Annotated in this window: 13 protein-coding genes and 1 pseudogene; 7 read left to right on the top strand and 7 right to left on the bottom strand. The window is 68.0% G+C overall.

All coding sequences use genetic code 11. The annotated features are described in order from the left end of the window. Positions 1–37: 37 nt before the first annotated feature. From argB to argC, 3 genes are read right to left on the bottom strand one after another with little or no spacing between them, the layout of a single operon-like run. Positions 38–994: an acetylglutamate kinase gene (gene argB, locus QFZ33_RS09260; RefSeq protein WP_307026806.1), complete on the bottom strand. Its 957-nt coding sequence runs from the start codon at positions 992–994 to the stop codon at positions 38–40. Between the two features lie 30 nt (positions 995–1,024). Further along, on the bottom strand, positions 1,025–2,191 hold the full coding sequence (gene argJ / locus QFZ33_RS09255; RefSeq protein WP_307026804.1) for a bifunctional glutamate N-acetyltransferase/amino-acid acetyltransferase ArgJ: 1,167 nt from the start codon (positions 2,189–2,191) through the stop codon (positions 1,025–1,027). After that, a complete protein-coding gene (gene argC / locus QFZ33_RS09250; protein ID WP_214851128.1) occupies positions 2,188–3,219 on the bottom strand; it encodes an N-acetyl-gamma-glutamyl-phosphate reductase in 1,032 nt (343 codons plus the stop codon). The genes argJ and argC overlap by 4 nt, the downstream gene beginning before the upstream one ends. A gap of 185 nt (positions 3,220–3,404) precedes the next feature. Between argC and QFZ33_RS09245 the strand changes: the two genes are divergently transcribed. The 4 genes and pseudogenes from QFZ33_RS09245 (at position 3,405) to QFZ33_RS09230 (ending at position 11,025) form a co-directional block, all read left to right on the top strand. Further along, positions 3,405–4,493, top strand: a complete 1,089-nt coding sequence (locus tag QFZ33_RS09245; RefSeq protein WP_307026802.1) for a fatty acid desaturase family protein — start codon at positions 3,405–3,407, stop codon at positions 4,491–4,493. Positions 4,494–4,584: 91 nt separating this feature from the next. Next, complete coding sequence (locus QFZ33_RS09240; RefSeq protein WP_307026800.1) at positions 4,585–5,550, top strand: quinone oxidoreductase family protein; 966 nt, start codon at positions 4,585–4,587, stop codon at positions 5,548–5,550. A gap of 141 nt (positions 5,551–5,691) precedes the next feature. Beyond that, positions 5,692–9,652: pseudogene (locus tag QFZ33_RS09235) on the top strand (Pls/PosA family non-ribosomal peptide synthetase). A gap of 23 nt (positions 9,653–9,675) precedes the next feature. Continuing rightward, positions 9,676–11,025 carry a M1 family metallopeptidase gene (locus QFZ33_RS09230; protein WP_307026798.1) on the top strand — a complete coding sequence of 450 codons (1,350 nt, stop codon included), beginning with the start codon at positions 9,676–9,678 and terminating at the stop codon, positions 11,023–11,025. 72 nt (positions 11,026–11,097) lie between these two features. On the opposite strand, the gene pheT is transcribed toward QFZ33_RS09230, so the two are convergent. Both pheT and pheS read right to left on the bottom strand, forming a co-directional pair. Continuing rightward, positions 11,098–13,641, bottom strand: coding sequence for a phenylalanine--tRNA ligase subunit beta (pheT, locus tag QFZ33_RS09225; protein ID WP_307026797.1), 2,544 nt, complete (start codon positions 13,639–13,641; stop codon positions 11,098–11,100). Positions 13,642–13,643: 2 nt separating this feature from the next. After that, complete coding sequence (pheS, locus tag QFZ33_RS09220) at positions 13,644–14,705, bottom strand: phenylalanine--tRNA ligase subunit alpha (RefSeq protein ID WP_307026795.1); 1,062 nt, start codon at positions 14,703–14,705, stop codon at positions 13,644–13,646. Between the two features lie 347 nt (positions 14,706–15,052). Between pheS and QFZ33_RS09215 the strand changes: the two genes are divergently transcribed. Together QFZ33_RS09215 and QFZ33_RS09210 are read left to right on the top strand one after the other, a co-directional pair. Further along, positions 15,053–15,517 (top strand): hypothetical protein, encoded by a 465-nt coding sequence (locus tag QFZ33_RS09215; RefSeq protein WP_307026792.1) that lies wholly within the window; start codon positions 15,053–15,055, stop codon positions 15,515–15,517. Further along, the gene (locus QFZ33_RS09210) at positions 15,510–16,187 is read left to right on the top strand and encodes an SIMPL domain-containing protein (protein ID WP_307026790.1); all 678 of its coding nucleotides are present in this window, start codon (positions 15,510–15,512) and stop codon (positions 16,185–16,187) included. The genes QFZ33_RS09215 and QFZ33_RS09210 overlap by 8 nt, the downstream gene beginning before the upstream one ends. On the opposite strand, the gene QFZ33_RS23870 is transcribed toward QFZ33_RS09210, so the two are convergent. Then, on the bottom strand, positions 16,184–16,375 hold the full coding sequence (locus QFZ33_RS23870) for a pyroglutamyl-peptidase I family protein (RefSeq protein WP_373427250.1): 192 nt from the start codon (positions 16,373–16,375) through the stop codon (positions 16,184–16,186). The genes QFZ33_RS09210 and QFZ33_RS23870 overlap by 4 nt on opposite strands. Positions 16,376–16,709: 334 nt before the next feature. Between QFZ33_RS23870 and QFZ33_RS09205 the strand changes: the two genes are divergently transcribed. Beyond that, on the top strand, positions 16,710–17,834 hold the full coding sequence (locus QFZ33_RS09205; RefSeq protein ID WP_307026788.1) for an Rv2578c family radical SAM protein: 1,125 nt from the start codon (positions 16,710–16,712) through the stop codon (positions 17,832–17,834). Between the two features lie 128 nt (positions 17,835–17,962). Here the strand turns inward: QFZ33_RS09205 and QFZ33_RS09200 are convergent, their stop codons facing one another. Beyond that, positions 17,963–18,421 (bottom strand): (deoxy)nucleoside triphosphate pyrophosphohydrolase, encoded by a 459-nt coding sequence (locus tag QFZ33_RS09200; protein WP_307026786.1) that lies wholly within the window; start codon positions 18,419–18,421, stop codon positions 17,963–17,965. Positions 18,422–18,559 lie beyond the last annotated feature (138 nt).

Genomic DNA, 18,559 nt, shown 5'->3' with positions numbered 1-18,559 from the left:
GTGGGCCCAGTCACGGAGGTCTTATCCTCGTCGTTCATCAGTTCGTCTCCTCGTCCGGGACCACCTGGGTGCCGATGCCCGCCGTCGTAAATGTTTCAAGAAGCATTGAGTGGGGCAGCCGGCCGTCCACAATGTGCGCCCGCTCCACGCCCTCGTCGATCGCTTTAAGGCAGGCGGCCATCTTGGGAATCATGCCTGATTCGAGGCTGGGCAGCATGTCCCGCAGCTCGGAGGCCGTCAGGGATGAAATGAGCGAGGATTTGTCCGGCCAGTTGGCGTAGAGGCCTTCGACGTCGGTCAGGATGACAAGCTTGGAGGCGCCCAGCGCGGAGGCAACGGCCGCCGCTGCGGTGTCCGCGTTGACGTTCAGGACCTGGCCGGTGGGCTGGAACCGGGCGGTGCCCGTCACGCCTTCGCCGGCATCGGTGATCTCCGGGGCCACGGTGGAGATCACGGGGATCCGGCCGGCGTCGAGAATGTCCACGATGCCGGCGGGGTCAACTCCCACCACCTCGCCCACGAGCCCGAGGTCCACCTGCTCGCCGTCAACGACGGTTCCGGTGCGGACGGCTCGCAGCAGGCCTCCGTCTTCACCGGACATGCCGACGGCGTAGGGCCCGTGCGAGTTGATCAGGCCCACCAGTTCCCGGCCCACCTGGCCGGTGAGGACCATGCGCACCACGTCCATGGCCTCGGGCGTGGTCACGCGCAGGCCGCCCTTGAACTCCGACTCGATGCCGAGCCGGCCCAGCATCGAGTTGATCTGCGGGCCGCCGCCATGCACCACCACGGGGTGGATGCCCACGTGGTGGAGGAACACGACGTCCTCGGCGAAGGCGCGGCGCAGCTCGTCGTTGACCATGGCGTTGCCGCCGTACTTGATCACCATGGTGGTTCCGGCAAAGCGCTGGATCCACGGCAGGGCTTCGATGAGGGTGCCTGCCTTGTCTTGGGCATCACTCATGGACGTTGACTCGCGGGTCTGGGTGTTCATGCGGCTGGTTCTCCAGGGTTGCCGGCGGATCTAGCTTGAGTAGGCGCTGTTCTCGTGGACGTAGTCGTGCGTGAGGTCGTTGGTCCAGATGGTGGCTTCTGCATCGCCGGCCTGCAGGTCAATCTCCACGAGCACCTCGCGCGGCTCCAGGTCCACGAGCTTGCGGTCCTGGCCGATGCCGCCGTTCTGGCAGATCTGGATCCCGTTCATGGACACGTTGAGCTGGTCCGGTTCGAACGCGGCGTCGGTGGTGCCCACGGCGGAGAGCACGCGGCCCCAGTTGGGGTCCTTGCCGAAGATGGCTGCCTTGAAGAGGTTGGAGCGGGCCACGGCGCGGCTGACGGTTTCGGCATCGCGCTCGGTGGCGGCGTTGAACGTCCGGATCGCGATGTCATGGCTGGCGCCCTCGGCGTCGCCGATCAGCTTGCGGGCCAGCTCGGCGCAGACCTGGGTGAGGCCCTGGCCGAAGGTCTCGGCGGACGGAACGGCCTTGGACGCGCCGGAGGCCAGCAGCACCACGGTGTCGTTGGTGGACATGCAGCCGTCGGAGTCGGCACGGTCGAAGGTGACCCGCGTGGCGTCGCGGAGGACGAGATCGAGCATTTCCGGCTGGACGTCCGCATCCGTGGTGAGCACCACCAGCATGGTGGCAAGCCCGGGCGCCAGCATTCCGGCGCCCTTGGCGATGCCGCCGATGGTGAATTCGTTTCCCCCGGCGTCGGCGCCGGTGAAGACCGCCTGCTTGGGCACCGAATCGGTGGTCATGATGGCCGTGGCGGCCTGGGCACCGCCGTCCGTGCTCAGGGCGGCTGCCGCGGCGTCGATGCCCGGGACGATCTTGTCCATGGGCAGCTGCTCGCCTATCAGGCCGGTGGAACAGACGAAGACGTCGGTGGCGGACAGGCCGAGCGCCTCGGCCGTCTTCTCCGCCGTCGTGTGCGTGTTCTGGAAGCCCTGCGGGCCGGTGCAGGCGTTGGCACCGCCGGAGTTGAGGATCACAGCGTCGACGCGGCCGTCCGAGACCACCTGGCGCGACCAGTGGACGGGGGCCGCGGCCACCCGGTTGGAGGTGAAGACGGCGGCTGCGGCCTTGGACGGTCCGTCGTTGACCACGAGGGCGAGGTCCGGGTTTCCTGAGGCCTTGAGGCCGGCCGTGACGCCGGCGGCGCGGAATCCCTTGGGTGCGGTAACGGTCACGGGGCAACTCCCTGCAGGTTGAGGCCGGCGGTCTCCGGCAGGCCAAGGGCAATGTTCATGGACTGCACTGCTCCACCGGCGGTGCCTTTGGTCAGGTTGTCGATGGCGCACGTGACAATGACGCGGCCGACGTGCGGGTCGAAAGCCAGCTGCATGGCAGCGTGGTTGGAGCCCTGCACGGACTTGGTGGTGGGCCACTGGCCTTCGGGCAGCAGGTGGACGAACGGCTCGTCGTCGTACGCCTCCGCCCAGGCACGGCGCAGTTCCTCGGCCCCGACGCCGGGCTTGACCCGTGCGGTGGCGGTGGTGAGGATGCCCCGGCTCATGGGCGCCAGGGTGGGCGTGAAGGAAACCGTCACCGGCTCGCCGGAGGCGTTGGACAGGCCCTGCTCGATCTCCGGCGTGTGCCGGTGGCCGCCGCCCACGCCATAGGGGCTCATGGAGCCCATGACCTCGGCGCCGATGAGGTTCACCTTGGCTGCCTTGCCTGCGCCGGAAGTGCCGGAGGCGGCGACGATGACGACGTCGTTCCCCTCGAGCAGTCCGCCGGCGAAACCGGGCGTGAGAGCGAGCAGGGCCGACGTCGGGTAGCAGCCCGGAACGGCGATCCGGTTGGCACCCTTGAGTTTCTCGCGCTGGCCCGGCAGCTCAGGCAGGCCGTACGGCCACGTTCCGGCGTGGTCCGAGCCGTAAAACTTTTCCCACGCGGTGGCGGACTCCAGGCGGTGGTCCGCGCCGGCGTCGATCACCACCGTTCCCTCGGGGAGCTTGGCCGCGATTTCGGCGGACGCCCCGTGCGGGAGGGCCAGGAACACGACGTCGTGCCCGGACAGGTTCTCCACGCTGGTGTCCTCGAGAATCCTGCTGGCCAGGCCATGGAGATGCGGCTGCAGTTCGCCTAGTCTGGAACCGGCGTTGCTGTGTGCCGTGATGGCTCCGATGGTGACGTCCGGATGGCCGGCCAGGAGGCGGAGGACTTCGCCGCCGGCATAGCCGCTGGCCCCTGAAACGGCAACAGAAATAGTCATGAAGACGACTATACAGCAAGACTATGCATAGGTCCCGATATTTATGCATGCGATGGATTCTGCCCGTAAGCCCACTGCCCCGATGGTTTGGAGCGTCAGCGTATGCTGGCAGGAGGGTGAGCTTGACCGTGCGGTCCGAATGTCGGCTGCAGCGTTGCCCGCAACAGTTACGAGGCGCCGCGTCCATGACCCCCACCACCACTTCGGAGCGCCCGCAGACGCGTGTCCGGCAACCAAACGCCGTTGTGGCGAGCTATTCTGAACTCCTTAAGAGCGTCAAGGCAGCCGGGCTGCTCGAGCGCCGCGTGGGTTTCTACATCACCCTGTTTTCCAGCCTGGTTCTCCTGATGACCGCGGCCTGGTTTGGCTTCGCGCTGATCGGCGACAGCTGGTTCCAACTCCTGATCGCTGCCGCGGTGGGCATCCTCTGCACCCAGCTGAGCTTCCTGGCCCATGAGGCCGGTCACCGGCAGATTTTCGCCTCCCGCCGGGCCAACGACTGGACCGCCCGCATCCTGGCCACCTCCGTGGCCGGCATGAGCTACTCCTGGTGGGAGCAGAAGCACGGTGCGCACCACAACCACCCGAACGTGATCTCCAAGGACCCAGACATCGCCCCGGGTCCCATCGCCTTCCACACTGAAGCGGTGGCCGACCGGCAGGGCAGGTTCGCTTTCCTGACCCGCAAGCAGGGCTGGTTCTTCTTCCCGCTGCTGTTCCTGGTGGGCCTGGGACTTCAGATCGATTCGGTGAAGTTCGTCCTCCGCCGGGCCAAGGTCACGCACCGCTGGGTAGAGCTTCCCATCCTGCTTGTCCGCCTCGGCAGCCTGCCCGCCCTGGCCTTCACCTTCCTGCCGCTGGGCATGGCTGCCGCCTTCATTGGCGTGCAGCTCGCCGTTTTCGGTTTCTACATGGGTGCGTCTTTTGCACCCAACCACAAGGGCATGCCGGTCCTTCCTGCGGACAGCCGCGTTGACTTCCTCAGCCGCCAAGTGCTTACATCACGCAACATTTCCGGCGGCCGGTACATGGACATCCTGCTCGGCGGCCTGAACCGCCAGGTGGAGCATCACCTCTTCCCCGACATGGCCCGGCCCCACCTGCATAAGGCAACAGCGATTGTGCGCCAGCACTGCAAAACACAGGGAATTCCCTTTACCGAGACCACGCTGACCGCGTCATTCGGGATCATTGTCCGGTACCTCAATGAGGTGGGGCTCGCTGCGGGACGCCACTTCGAATGCCCCATGGCTACGGTCTCCCGGCGCTACTGACCGGCTGCCCGACTTCGCCTGCACCGCCCCGGTCCCTAGGATGAGGTGAGGAAGGGTGCCGGAGGTCCCGGCCCGGAAAAGGAGAGATTCCATGACGCACGCCATTGTCGCCCGGCAGCCGGGTGGACCGGAGGTTCTGGACTTCACGGAGATCGATCGCCCTGTCCCCGGTCCCGGGCAACTGCTGGTGAAGGTAGCGGCAACAGGCGTCAACTTCGTCGAAACCTACCAGCGCAGCGGCACGTACAAGGTGAACTACCCCTTCACCCCGGGCGCGGAAGCGGCCGGCGTCGTCGAGGAAATCGGCGAGGGCGTCGAGGACTACCCCGTGGGAAGCCGGGTAGCCACGGCTGAGGGAACCGCTTGCTACGCCGGGTACACCGTGCTGGACGCCGTGAAGGCCCTGCCCGTGCCGGACGGAGTGGACGACCACACCGCCGCCGCGCTCCCCCTCCAGGGCATGACGGCGCATTACCTGATCAACTCCTCGTTCCGCGTTGAGCCCGGACACAACGTGCTGGTCCACGCAGGCGCCGGCGGGGTGGGCCTGCTGCTCATCCAGCTGCTGAAAGCCCGCGGCGCCCGCGTCATCACCACCGTCTCCACTGACGAGAAGGAATCCCTGGCCCGCGGTGCCGGCGCGGACGAGGTGCTGCGCTATGCCGGCTTCGCCGACGCCGTCCGGGACCTGACCCACGGTGCCGGCGTGAACGTGGTGTACGACGGCGTTGGGAAAGACACGTTCGACGACTCCATGGCCAGCCTGCGCACCCGTGGTTCACTCGTGCTCTTCGGTGCGGCGTCCGGCCCCGTCCCGCCCGTGGACCCACAGCGGCTTAACGCCGGTGGCTCACTGACCCTGACGCGCCCGTCGCTCGCGCACTTCCTCGGCAACCCGCAGGAACGGCTGTGGCGCTCCACGGAAATCTTCGGCGCAGCGGCCGACGGCAGCCTCAATGTCCGCATCGGTGCCACCTATCCGCTGGCTGAGGCCGGCCGGGCGCACGAGGACCTGGAAGCCCGGCGCACTACCGGCAAGGTTCTGCTGGTGCCGTAGCGGTTGTCTTTAACCCTGCAGGCCCATAACGCGGCAGCCATGTAACAAAGCAGCCCCGGATGAACGGAGGGGAAACGATGTCACCTTCCGTTCACCTTGGCGGGGGAGAATCCAGCCGTGATTGAGCCCCTCCCCAAAACCTTGGACACGGCCGCTCCCGCTGCCGCCGGCGGACCGGCGGCGGCAGAGGTGCACGCGGCTCAACTGCAGGGCGCTGCCGCCGCCCCGCCGGAGCGGACGCTGGTGGACATACTGGCTGAGACGGCCGCCCGGTATCCCGACGCTTCCGCGCTCGACGACGGCCGTCGCTCCCTGAGCTACGCCCAGCTCCTGGTCGAGGTAAAGTCCGAGGGCCTGCGTCTGCACCAGGCCGGCCTGGGAGCGGGAGACAAAATCGGGGTGCGGATTCCTTCGGGCACCAACGAGCTCTACATCGCGATTCTCGCCGTCCTGCTGATCGGCGCCGCCTATGTCCCCGTGGACGCGGATGATCCGGACGAACGGGCCAAGCTGGTATTCGGTGAGGCCCGGGTGGCCGGCATCCTGCGGGCCAACGGCGAGATCGTCACGGACCGCAAGCGTCCGCGCCCCTTCCCGGCTCCGCGCCCGGCCGCCCCCGACGACGACGCCTGGATCATCTTCACGTCCGGCTCCACCGGGACGCCCAAGGGCGTTGCGGTGCAGCACCGCTCTTCGGCCGCGTTCGTGGACGCAGAAGCCCGTATTTTCCTGCAGGACGATCCGGTGGGGCCGCAGGACCGTGTGCTCGCGGGTCTTTCGGTGGCGTTCGATGCCTCCTGTGAAGAGATGTGGCTGGCCTGGCGCCATGGCGCCTGCCTTGTGCCTGCCCCGCGGGCCCTGGTCCGCACCGGCATGGACCTGGGACCGTGGCTGATCAATCACGGCATCACGGTAGTTTCCACCGTTCCCACTCTTGCGGCGCTGTGGCCGGCCGAAGCCCTGGAGAACGTCCGGCTGCTGATCTTCGGCGGCGAGGCCTGCCCGCCGGAGCTGGCCGAGCGCCTGGCTGTGGACGGCCGTGAGGTGTGGAACACCTACGGACCCACCGAGGCAACAGTCGTGGCCTGCGCGGCTCCGCTGGGCGGTACCGGCCCGGTCAGGATCGGGCTCCCCCTGGACGGCTGGGACCTGGCGGTGGTGGGTTCCGACGGCGTCCCGGTGGCCGAGGGCGAGGTGGGCGAGCTCATCATCGGCGGCGTGGGGCTGGCCCGCTACCTCGATCCGCAGAAGGACGCGGAGAAATATGCCCCGATGCCCTCGCTGGGCTGGAACCGCGCCTACCGCTCGGGCGACCTGGTCCGCTTCGAGCGCGCCGGCCTGATCTTCATGGGACGCGCCGACGAACAGGTCAAGCTTGGCGGCCGCCGGATCGAACTCGGTGAGATCGACGCAGCCCTGCAGTCCCTCCCCGGTGTTGCGGGGGCCGCCGCTGCCGTCCGCACAACGGCCGCCGGCAACCAGGTCCTCGTGGGTTACCTGGCTCCCGCCGCACCGGGCACTGCGCCGGACCTGGCCGCGTTCCGTGAACTGCTCTCCGCCACACTGCCGGCCCCGCTCATCCCCATGCTGACCGTCGTCGACACGTTGCCCACCAAGACCAGCGGGAAAGTGGACCGGCATGCGCTGCCGTGGCCCCTGCCGGGTGCCGGCGCCGCGGCTGCGGACGCCGCGCCGCTGAACCTGCCCGAGGATGCCCAGTGGGTCGTTGACCAGTGGCAGGCCGTCCTCGGCAGCGGCGTGGCCGGCCTCGACGCGGACTTCTTCGCCCACGGCGGAGGTTCCCTGGCTGCGGCGCAGCTCGTCTCCGCGCTCCGGGTCCGCTACCCCACCGTCACCGTGGCCGACATCTACGCCACCCCGCGCATCGGCGCGCTGATCGAGACGGCCCGCCAGTCACTGCCCGACGGCATCTCCGCCGGCCCTGCCCCGGAACGGCCGGTCCGCCCCACGGCCCTGAAGTCACAGGTCTTCCAGACCCTGATGGGCATCCCGCTGCACATTCTGGCGGGCATGCGCTGGCTGACCTATCTGATGGCCGCCAACAACGTCCTGTTCGCGGTTGCAGGGTTCACGGCCGCGCCCACCGTGTCATGGTGGTGGGTGGCCGCCTCCTGGCTGCTCTTCGTCAGCCCGGCGGGACGGATGGCCCTCTCTGTTGCCGCCGCCCGCCTCCTGCTTCGCAACGTGCAGCCCGGGACCTACCCGCGGGCCGGCAAAGTGCACCTGCGCCTCTGGCTTGCCGAACAGATCCAGGACTTGGCCGGCGCCGTGAGCCTTGCCAGTGCGCCTTGGGTGCCGTACTACGCAAGGGCCCTCGGCGCCAAGATCGGGAGCGACGTCCATCTGCATTCCCTACCCCCGGTGACAGGCTTGCTTACTCTGGGCCGCGGCTGCAACATCGAGCCTGAGGTGGACCTTTCCGGGTGGTGGATCGACGGCGACATCGTCCGCATCGGCCATATACACGTCGGGGCGGAGGCTACGGTGGGAGCCCGCAGCACCTTGATGCCCGGGTCCAGCATCGGCGCCGGCGGCCAGGTGGAACCGGGTTCCGCAGTGCTGGGCAAGGTCAAGTCCGGCCAGGTGGTGGCGGGTTCCCCGGCTCAACGGCGTGGCAAGGCGCGGCAGGACTGGCCCGCGGCGCAGCCGGTCAGTTCCCTCCTGGGGCGCCTCTGGTTCACGGCCTTCGCCGCCGCGTCCGCCGTCCTCGCCCTGATTCCCTACGCTTCAGCCGTGGCCGCAGCTTTGGTTGTCTTCCTGTTCATTCGGGGCAGCGACTCACTGCTCAGTGCCGTGCCGCAGGTGCTGGCGTCGCTTCCACTCGCCGCTTTGACCTGGTTCCTCACCAATATGCTGCTCATCCTGGTCACCACCAGGCTGCTGGGCCTCGGCCTGAAGGAGGGCTACTACCGGGTCCGCAGCCGCGTCGGCTGGCAGGTGTGGGCCACGGAGCGGGTGCTGGACATGGCACGGGACCTGCTGTTCCCGATTTACGCCAGCCTGTTCACGCCCGTCTGGCTGAGGCTGCTGGGGGCGAAGGTCGGAAAGAATGTTGAGGCCTCCACCGTCCTGCTGCTGCCGCGCATGACCACCGTGGGAGAGGGTGCCTTCCTCGCCGACGACACCATGGTGGCTTCCTATGAGCTCGGCGGAGGATGGATGCGGATTGCGCCCGCGAAAATCGGAAAGCGCTCCTTCCTTGGCAACTCCGGCATGACCGCGGCCGGACGCAGCGTACCCAAGAACTCCCTGGTCGCAGTCCTCTCGGCGACGCCGGGCAAGGCCAAGTCAGGCACGTCCTGGCTGGGCAGCCCTCCGGTCAGGCTGCGGCGCACCGCGGTGGCGTCCGATAGCACGCGCACCTTCCAGCCGCCGGCCCGGCTCAAGGTGGCCAGGACCCTCTGGGAACTGTGCCGGTTCGTGCCGGTGGCCCTGACGGTGGGTCTGGCCCTTGGCGTGCTGCTTGTCTTCGACTGGCTCGCCACCGCCCTCGGTTACGGCGCGGCAGCGGCACTCGGAGGCGTGGTCCTCCTGTCCGCGGGCGGGGTGGCGGCAGGCTGCTCCGCGGCGGCCAAGTGGCTGCTCGTGGGCAGGATCAAGACCGGTGAACATCCGTTGTGGAGCTCCTTCATCTGGCGCAACGAGGTTGTGGACACCTTCATCGAGATGGTGAGTGCCCCCTGGTTTGCCCGGTCCGCCAGCGGTACCCCCGGCCCTCGTCTGGTGGCTTCGTGCCCTCGGCGCCAGGATCGGCCGTGGCACGTGGTGTGAAAGTTATTGGCTTCCTGAGGCGGACCTCGTGACGCTCGGTGCAGGCTCCACGGTCAACCGCGGCTGCGTCGTCCAGACCCACCTCTTCCACGACCGCGTCATGAGCATCGACACTGTTAGTCTCGAAGACGGGGCGACGATGGGCCCGCACGGCGTGATTCTGCCGCACGCGAGGATTGGCAAGGGCGGAACCGTTGGTCCGGCGTCCCTGGTGATGCGGGGCGAGACCGTTCCGGCCGGGACTTACTGGATGGGCAATCCGGTCAGCCCGTGGACCGGGCCCGCCGTTCCCGCACCCCGACTCAAATAACAGCTAAGGAAGTCACACGCAGAATGAGCTCCGGAGAATCGCTCGGCCCGGCCGCCGTCCTCTCTGCCGGCGCTACGGCAACCGGCGACCCCTACGTCCCGGGCCACGGTACGGATGCCTACCGCGTCCTGCACTATGAACTGGAGCTGGACTGCAAGCTCGCCAGCAACCGGCTGACCGGCCGCGCAGTCCTGGCTGCTGTGGCAGCCCGCCGCACATCCGCCGTCGTACTCGACATGACAGGCCTCCGCGCCCTGAAGGTCCAGTTGAACGGGGTCCGCGTGCGGAAGTTCACTCAGCGGGCAGAACAGCTCGTCGTGCACTGCGAACAGCCCCTTGAGGCGGGCACCGAATTCAGCCTCGAGATCCGCTATGACGGCAACCCGCAGCCGCGGCGGGGGCTGTGGGGCGAGGTGGGCTGGGAGGAGCTCACCGACGGCGTTCTGGTAGCCGGCCAGCCCAACGGGGCGCCGTCGTGGTTCCCCTGCAACGACCATCCGCGGAACAAGGCCAGCTACCGCATCACCGTCACCACCGATGCCGGCTACCGCGCCGTGTGCAACGGACTCCTGGTGGGGCAGGCGGTGAGATCGAGCCGCCAGACGTGGGTCTACGAGCAGCGTGAACCGATGGCGACGTATCTGGCCACCATCCAGATCGGCCGGTACGGGCTGGTCAGCCTGCCGGATTCGGCCGGCGTGCCCCAGTTCGTTGCGGCGCCGGCGCAGCTGGTGGACCGGGCGCAGACCGCGCTGGCCCGGCAGGAAGCCATGATGAGCACCTTTGTGAGCCGCTTCGGTCCCTATCCCTTCCCCGAATATACGGTGGTGGTCACCGCCGATGAGCTGGAAATTCCGCTCGAGGCCCAGTCGCTGTCCATCCTCGGCGCCAACCATCTGGATACCGGGTGGGATTCACAGCGCCTGATTGCCCATGAACTGGCCCACCAGTGGTTCGGCAACTCGCTGACGCTCGGCACGTGGAGCGACATCTGGCTGCACGAGGGTTTCGCCTGCTACGCGGAGTGGATCTGGTCCGAGGAAGCCGGCGTGATGCCTGCCCACGAGCGGGCGCTGGCGGCCTGGCGGCGGCTCAACGCCGGCGCTCAGGACCTTCTGGTGGGTGATCCCGGGCCCGAGCTCATGTTCGACGACAGGGTCTACAAGCGCGGAGCACTGGCCCTGCACGCCCTGCGCCGCCGCTGCGGCGACCTCGCGTTCTTCGCGCTGCTGCGGGAATGGACCCGAACACATGCCCACAGTTCCGTGTCGACGCCCGAGTTCATCCTCACGGCCGACCGTGTCACGGGGCTGGACTCGGAATCACTGCTGCATCCCTGGCTGTACGAAGAGGCCCTGCCGCCGCTGCCCTAGACCGGACGCCATAAAGCCCTTCAGAGAAAAAGAAAGACCACGCCATATGGCGTGGTCTTTCTTTTTGCTTATCTAGCGCTGGACGGCACCAAACCGCTCGGCTGCGGCGGCGACGGCGCGCTCCCGCGCCTCCGACGCCTCGTCGGCCGTCAGTGTCCGGTCGGTGGCGCGGAACCGCAGCCCGAAGGCGAGGGACTTCTTGCCGTCCTCGATCCCCTTGCCCGCGTACACGTCGAACAGTGCGACGTCCTCAAGCAGCTCGCCGGCGCCTTCACGCAGCGCTGCCAGCACGTCGTCGGCGGGGACGTCCTGCGGCACCACGAGTGCCACGTCCTGCGTGGCCACCGGGAAGGTGGAGATGTGGCGGGCCACCACGACGTCGGCCGCTGCCTCAAACAGGGCATCCGCGTTCAGTTCCAGCGCGACGGACCGCGCCGGAACGTCGTGCGCGGCCAGGAGCTTGGGGTGCAGCTCGCCGGCGTATCCCACCACCTCGCCGGAGCGCAGCGACAGCTGCGCGGCTCGACCCGGATGGAAGGCCTGGTGCCGGCCCTGGGTGACCACAAGCTCCACACCAAGGACGTCACCGGCCAGGCGGGCGATGTCCAGGGCGTCTGCCCAGTCCCATGGCCGCGGGGCGTGGCCGGCGGCGGCGGGCGAATCATGGCCGGTCAGGACGGCGGCGACGTGCAGCGGCTGGTCCGGAACGCCGTCGTAGAGCGCGTCCAGCACCTCATCGGTTGGCTTGACGCCCAACGGAGGGATGGACGGCGTACCCAGCGTGTCACCGGGCAGGAACACCATGCCGGCTTCGAAGACGGCGAGGTCGCGGAAGCCGCGGGAGTGGTTGCGCTTGGCGACCTCCAGAAGGCCCGGCAGCACCGATGTGCGCAGGTAGCCCTGCTCCTCGCTGATCGGGTTGGCAAGTTTGACCGCGGTCCGGGGTGCACCCTCCTCGGCCACACCAAACGTCTCATTGGCGGCCTTCGAGACGAAGGGGTAGGCCAGGACCTCGGTGAGACCGGCGTCCGCCAAGGCCTGGAGCAGGCGGCGGCGTTGCTGCTGCACGCGGGTCAGGCCACGGCCGGGAGGCGCCACCGGCAGGGTCGCCGGGATCTGGTCGTAGCCCACCAGGCGGGCTACCTCCTCGGAGAGGTCCTCCTTGGTTTCCAGGTCGTTCCGCCAGCTCGGCGCTGTGACGGTCCAGCCGGCGTCGGACTTTTCGAGAACGGCACCGAGGTCCTCCAGGGACGTGACGATCTGCTCTTCGGTGAAGTCGATGCCAATCCGGGCGGCCGGGAATTCCCCCGGCAGCGCGATGGTCACTGGATCCGGCGCGGTTCCGACGTCGGTGCCTGCCTCATCAGCGGTCCCGCCGGCCAGCTCCACGAGAAAGTCGACGGCGCGCTGGGCCGCGATGTTAGCGACCTGCCAGTCCACGCCGCGTTCAAAGCGCTTGGAGGCTTCGGACGGGAGCTTGTGGCGCCGGCGCGAGCGGGCAATGGAAACTTCCTCGAAGTGGGCAGCCTCGATCAGGACAGCCGTGGTGGCGTCGGAGACCTCGGTGGACGCACCGCCCATGACGCCGGCGACGCCGATGGGGCCGGAGGCGTCGGTGATCAGCAGGTCCTCGGGATCGAGCGAGCGCTCCTTGCCGTCGAGGGTGGTCAGCTTCTCCCCTGCGACAGCCCGGCGCACCACGATGTCGCCGGACAGCTTGTCCTGGTCGTAGAAGTGCAGCGGCTGGCCGAGCTCGAGCATCACGTAGTTCGAGATGTCCACCGGCAGGGAGATGGACCGGATCCCGGCCAACCTAAGTCTGGAAGCCATCCACGGCGGCGTGGGCCTGGTGGCGTCCACCCCGCGGACGGTACGCGCCACGAAGCGGTCGCAGCCGGGCTTGCCGTAGATGGGCGCGTCGTCGTTGATCTTGACGCCGTAGCCGCCGGAGAGGACAGCCGGCGCGTTGACCTTCGACGCGGGATCGGTGAATACCGTGCCGGTGGCGTGGGCGTATTCGCGCGCCACGCCGCGGATCGAGAAGGCGTAGCCGCGGTCCGGCGTCACGTTGATTTCGGCGGCCTGGTCGTAGAGGCCCAGCAGCTCCATGGCGTCGGTCCCGATCTCGGGGTCGAGGCCGATCCGGGAGAGCACCAGGATGCCGTCATGATCCTCGCCAATGCCCAGTTCGCGGACCGAGGCGATCATGCCCGCGGACATGTGGCCGTAGGTCTTCCGTGCCGAGATGTGGAAGTCGCCGGGAAGGACGGCGCCCGGCAGGGTGACCACCACCTTGTCGCCCTCAACGAAGTTGTGCGCACCGCAGACGATGCCCTGCACGCCGGACGGATCAATGCCCTTGCCGGTGAGGGCCTGCTCCTGCCCCTCAGGGACGACGCGGACCTGGCACCAGTTGATGGTCTTGCCGTTCGACTGCGGTTCCTTGACCAGGCTCAGGACCTGGCCCACCACGACGGGTCCGCGCAGGGCGTCCGTGGGGCGGTGGACCGCTTCTTCTTCGAATCCGACCTTGACCAGTTCGGCCATGACGTCTTCGGCCGTTGCTCCGGCCGGTACCTGCGCGAATTCACGCAGCCAGGAAAGTGGGATACGCACTGTTAGATCTCCATCCCGAAGTGCTCGCTGAAACGTACATCGCCCTCAATCATGTCTCGCATGTCGGCGACCTCGTTGCGGAACATGAGCGTCCGCTCGATGCCCATGCCGAAGGCAAAGCCTGAATAGACGTCCGGATCGATGCCGGCAGCCCGCAGGACATTAGGGTTGACCATGCCGCAGCCGCCCCATTCGATCCAGCGGGGCCCACCCTTGGCGCCGGGGTGAAAGATGTCCAGCTCGGCGGACGGCTCCGTGAATGGGAAGTAGTTGGGGCGTAGCCGGATCTGTGCTTCGTCGCCGAACATCTGGCGGGCGAAGTGCTCCAGGGTTCCGCGGAGGTCAGCCATGCTGAGCTTCTTGTCGATGGCCAGGCCCTCGAACTGGTGGAACACCGGGGTGTGGGTGGCATCTAGCTCATCGGTGCGGAACACCTTGCCCGGGCACAGCACGTAGATGGGCAGCTCCCGCTCCAGCATGGACCGGACCTGCACCGGCGAGGTGTGCGTGCGCATCAGCAGGTGCGCTTCCGGCGGCTCCACGAAGAACGTGTCCTGCATTTCGCGGGCCGGGTGATCCGGCTTGAAGTTCAACGCGTCAAAGTTGAACCACTCGGATTCCACCTCGGGGCCTTCGGCGATTTCCCAGCCCATGCCCACGAAAATGTCCGCGACGCGGTCCTGCAGCGTGGACAGCGGATGGCGGGCTCCGGCCCGGCGGCGGCGCGGGGCTGCCGTGACATCCACGGTCTCCTCAACGAGGATGCGGGCGTCGTTCTCCGCTTCGAGCTCGGCGGTACGGTCCGCGAGCGCCTTATTAACACGTCCGCGCGACGAACCCATCAGCTTGCCGGCGGCGGCCTTCTGGTCCTTGGGCAGGCTCCCGATTCCACGGTTGGCCAGGCTGAGCGGCGACTTCTCGCCGGTGTGGGCCAGGCGGACTGCCTTGAGTACATCGAGGGTGGACGCGCCGGCAATGGCGGCGACGGCCTGGTCCACGGCGGCGTTGATGGCGGTTTCATCCAGAGGGTTCGGGACGGCGGCGCCCGGCAAAGTTTCAGTCATCTACTGTTCTTAGCTACGAGTCGGGTGATGCCAGCGGCCGGTGCAGCCGCGCCGGTTTCCCAGGCAGCGCGTCCGTCGCTGGCACGTCATTGCATGAAGTCGTCCAAGGACGTCATCCAAAGACGCCATCCCAAGACAAGGGCAGGCTCGCCGGCGGATGGCCGGCGGGCACTGTTCCCAGTCTAATTGACAGCGCCGGGCTAATTGACAGCGGCCCGGCTGCCGGCTGCCCGGGGGCTGTCACCGGCAGCGGCCCGGCTGCCGGCTGCCCGGGGGCTGTCACCGGCAGGGGCCCGGCCGGTGCTCTTCGCCTGGCACGCACCGCCGCCCCCGGCTAGCATGGCCTCATGACTCAAGGCCCTATGACCCCGGGCCCGCTGACACGAGGACAGCGCCTGAGGCAGCTCGCAAACGTGCTGAACGCCTCCACGCCGCTGGGGCTGGTACTTGCCGGGCTGGCCCGCACCCGGACGTTCCGGGGTCCCCGCGGCCTGATTGTCGCCACCGGTTACCGCTGGCGGCTGCCGGTGGCTGGCGCCTTCACGGTGGGCAACGTGGTCATCTTCCGCACGGATCCGGACGCCGCTTTAACGAGCCGCGTGCTCCTGGGCCACGAGGAGCGGCACAGCACCCAGTACGCCTGGTGCGCTGGGCTGCCCTTCCTGCTGTTCTATTTCGCGGCCGCGGCCTGGTCGGCCGTGCGGTACGGCGATCCGGCGTCGGGAAATCCCTTCGAGCGGCACGCCGGCCTGGAAGCCGGCGGCTATATGGACCGGAGGCACCGGCATGGCCGGAGGCACGGACATGAGTGAACCCGCGGGCCGAGCGGAAGCCCGGACTGTCACAGTCACCGGAACCGGAACCGCCGAAGCCGCCCCGGACCTGCTGATGCTCTCTATTGGCGTGGAATGCCGGCGCGACTATGCAGGTGATGCCTATGCCGCCGCCGGCGAGGCCTCCACTGCCGTGGCGGGCGCACTGCGCAGTCGCGGCGTGGAAAGCCGGGACATCAGGACGTCTGGGCTTAACATCCGTGCTGACGTCGTCTGGCAGGAGGGCCGGGGCCAGCAGGTCACGGGGTACGTGGCGTCCAGCATGCTCAGCGTCCGGCTCCGGGATCTTGCCGCGGGCTCCGGAATCATCGCGGCGGCCGTGGAGGCAGGCGGCAACGACGTACGCCTGGATGGCGTTCAGCTCGGATTTGCAGATGCCGCAGCCGTGATGGCACTGGCCCGCGAGGCCGCCTGGGCCGACGCGCGGGCAGCAGCATCACAGCTCGCCGCACTTGCGGGCGCTGAGCTGGGTGGGGTGGGCTCCGTGCGGCAGCACCCGGTACCGTCGGCGCCCGTTCCGGTGGGCGGGATGCAGCGGGCCTTCGCCGCCGGCTCGATGACGGTGGAAGCCGGTGAATCCGGCGTCAGCACCAGCGTCACGGTTGAGTGGGAGCTCCGCTCCGGGACAGGGACACCGCCGGCGCCCTAGTGAAGACTGCCCGCGGCGGGCGCACTGACGGGACAGCTCTCCCCTGCTCTACCTGGTCGGGGGCGAACGGCACACGGACGAACCCACCCCGGACGCCCGGCCGGGGGCGCGAGCTCATGCATGAGCGTATAGAAAGTGTGGTTGCAGACGTACGTTCCCGCCGTCCGTGAGATCTCGGCGGGGAACACCTGCCTTTTCCAGGGCAAGAGGGGCTCACGTGCCCGCGGCCTCCGGCTTGCCCGATACACACCGCCAGTTCCGGCTCCAGTTCATCGAGGGCATTCCGCAGCACACTCCCGGCTGCGCCGAACACGCACGGCAGTTCCACCGCCTCCACGCGAGGCCTTCGGCCCGGAGCAGATCCCCTACGGACACGGCGGCCCCCACGACGGATTTACCGACTGGCCGCCGAAAGGTTCAAAGCCGGTGAGCAGAATCATGGACCCAGCGTTGTCGCCCGTCCGCGGGAAACACCGACGGCGGACCTTGACTTAAGTTCGAACATACCTTCGAATGGAGGGCATGAGATGGGACGCACAGGCACTCAAACCCGCACAGGAAGAAATGCCCGGGACTGCACCGCTGCTGCCCCTGGCCGGCCTGGTGCGGTCTGTGTCCACGCCCGAGTTCGCCGGCGTCACCTTTCATGAGGTCACCGCCAAATCGGTGCTCAACAAGGTGCCCGCCGGCTCGCGGATGCCGTTCGAGTGGACCGTGAACCCTTACCGGGGCTGCAGCCACGCGTGCGTCTACTGCTTCGCCCGCAAGAGCCACACCTACTTGGACTTCGACGCCGGGCTTGATTTCGACAGCCAGGTGGTGGTCAAGATCAACGCGGCCGAAGTGCTGCAAAAGGAGCTGGCCAAGCCGAACTGGAACCGGCAGCACGTGGCACTGGGCACCAACACCGACCCCTACCAGCGGGCGGAGGGCCGGTACCGGCTGATGCCCGGCATCATAGGCGCGCTCGCCGATTCCGGGACTCCGCTGTCCATCCTGACTAAGGGGACTTTGCTGGCGCGTGACATTCCGCTCCTGAAGCATGCCGCGGCACAGGTTCCCGTGGGCATCGGGATCTCCCTCGCCATGACGGACGAGCAGCTCTCCGAAGCCATCGAACCCGGCACACCAGGACCCCGGGCCCGGCTCAGACTCGTATCCCGGCTCCGGGAAGCCGGGCTGCCCTGCGGAGTGATGGCCATGCCCATCCTCCCGTGGCTCTCGGACAGCGACGAGGCACTGGACTCCCTGTTCGCCTCACTGGCGGCCGCCGGTGCCACCGGCGTCACGGCCGGTGCACTGTATCTGAAGCCCGGCACCCGGGAGTGGTTCATGCAATGGATCGCCGCCCGGCATCCGGAACTGGCTGGCCGCTACCGCAGGCTGTACGGCACAGGCTCATACGCCTCCAAGGAATACCGCACCTGGCTTGCCGGCAGGATCCGTTTCTTCAAGGCCCGGCACGGTTTCACGGGCTCGCACGGGTTCAGCCACCGGGACGTCGAGGATTCCCCCGCCGACGATCCCCGCGGTGAGGAAGCCACCTACCCTGAGGGAAGCCTGCCGCACCACCCGACTGCGCAGCATGGGTCCGGGCAGCAGGGCCACCTCAGCGAAGCCCGGACGTTCCAGCCCACGCTGTTCTGAGTCCTAGGCCATGATGCCACTGGAAATCCAGGCCACTCCCGGAAGCCTCTGCTTGGCCACCAAGAAACGCCACCAAAAATGCGGAGGGCAGGACGGTGACCGTCCTGCCCTCCGCGGGTCCGGTGGTGTTAATTTCCGGGGAGGGAGTCCGCGCGGCTCGCTGCAGCGACGCTGGCGAGCAGCGCCTGGACAATCGGGAGGTCAGCCGGAATCCAGGGCAGACTGAGAGCTTCGTCACCTTCGCGGATGCTGACCCAGCGGAGTTCATCGTGATCTTCGAGCGGCCGCGGGTCGCCGTCGGCCACTTCGGCGAACCACACCCGCATCGCGGCCCGGTCATTCAGGGGCCAGCCAGCCGGCTCCGGTGATTCCAACTCGGCCCCAAGGACGACGCCGATGCCAAGTTCCTCGCGGAGTTCCCGGTGCAGCGCGCTTTCGGGGGCCTCCCCCGGCTCCACCTTGCCGCCGGGGAATTCCCACATGCCGGCAAACTGCGGAGGCGCCGTCCGGCGCGCCACGAGGAGCCGGGCGGGGGCGGACAGCGAGTCCACCACGGCCCCGCCGACGACGTTAATCAGTTCAGTCACCGCCCCAGTCTATGAGGGCACAGGTCTCTGCGGATGCACGCCAGCCCTCCGCGGGCGGAATATCCATTCCGCCGCGAAGCTTGTTAAAATCAGACGTATCAGTGGCAACGAGGCCTACTCCACAACTCACCTTCGAAA

Source organism: Arthrobacter globiformis (assembly GCF_030815865.1).
Classification (GTDB): Bacteria; Actinomycetota; Actinomycetes; order Actinomycetales; family Micrococcaceae; genus Arthrobacter; species Arthrobacter globiformis_B.
The sequence above is the reverse complement of the archived record's forward strand: the minus strand, read 5'-3'. Positions and strand labels throughout refer to the sequence as shown.

Bases quoted from the DNA above. Each gene is read 5' to 3' on its own strand.
- argB (WP_307026806.1), bottom strand. From the start codon at position 994: ATGAACACCCAGACCCGCGAGTCAACGTCCATGAGTGATGCCCAAGAC.
- QFZ33_RS09215 (WP_307026792.1), top strand. From the start codon at position 15,053: ATGACTCAAGGCCCTATGACCCCGGGCCCGCTGACACGAGGACAGCGC.
- pheS (WP_307026795.1), bottom strand. From the start codon at position 14,705: ATGACTGAAACTTTGCCGGGCGCCGCCGTCCCGAACCCTCTGGATGAA.
- QFZ33_RS09230 (WP_307026798.1), top strand. From the start codon at position 9,676: ATGAGCTCCGGAGAATCGCTCGGCCCGGCCGCCGTCCTCTCTGCCGGC.
- argC (WP_214851128.1), bottom strand. From the start codon at position 3,219: ATGACTATTTCTGTTGCCGTTTCAGGGGCCAGCGGCTATGCCGGCGGC.
- QFZ33_RS09245 (WP_307026802.1), top strand. From the start codon at position 3,405: ATGACCCCCACCACCACTTCGGAGCGCCCGCAGACGCGTGTCCGGCAA.
- QFZ33_RS09205 (WP_307026788.1), top strand. From the start codon at position 16,710: ATGAGATGGGACGCACAGGCACTCAAACCCGCACAGGAAGAAATGCCC.
- QFZ33_RS09210 (WP_307026790.1), top strand. From the start codon at position 15,510: ATGAGTGAACCCGCGGGCCGAGCGGAAGCCCGGACTGTCACAGTCACC.
- QFZ33_RS09240 (WP_307026800.1), top strand. From the start codon at position 4,585: ATGACGCACGCCATTGTCGCCCGGCAGCCGGGTGGACCGGAGGTTCTG.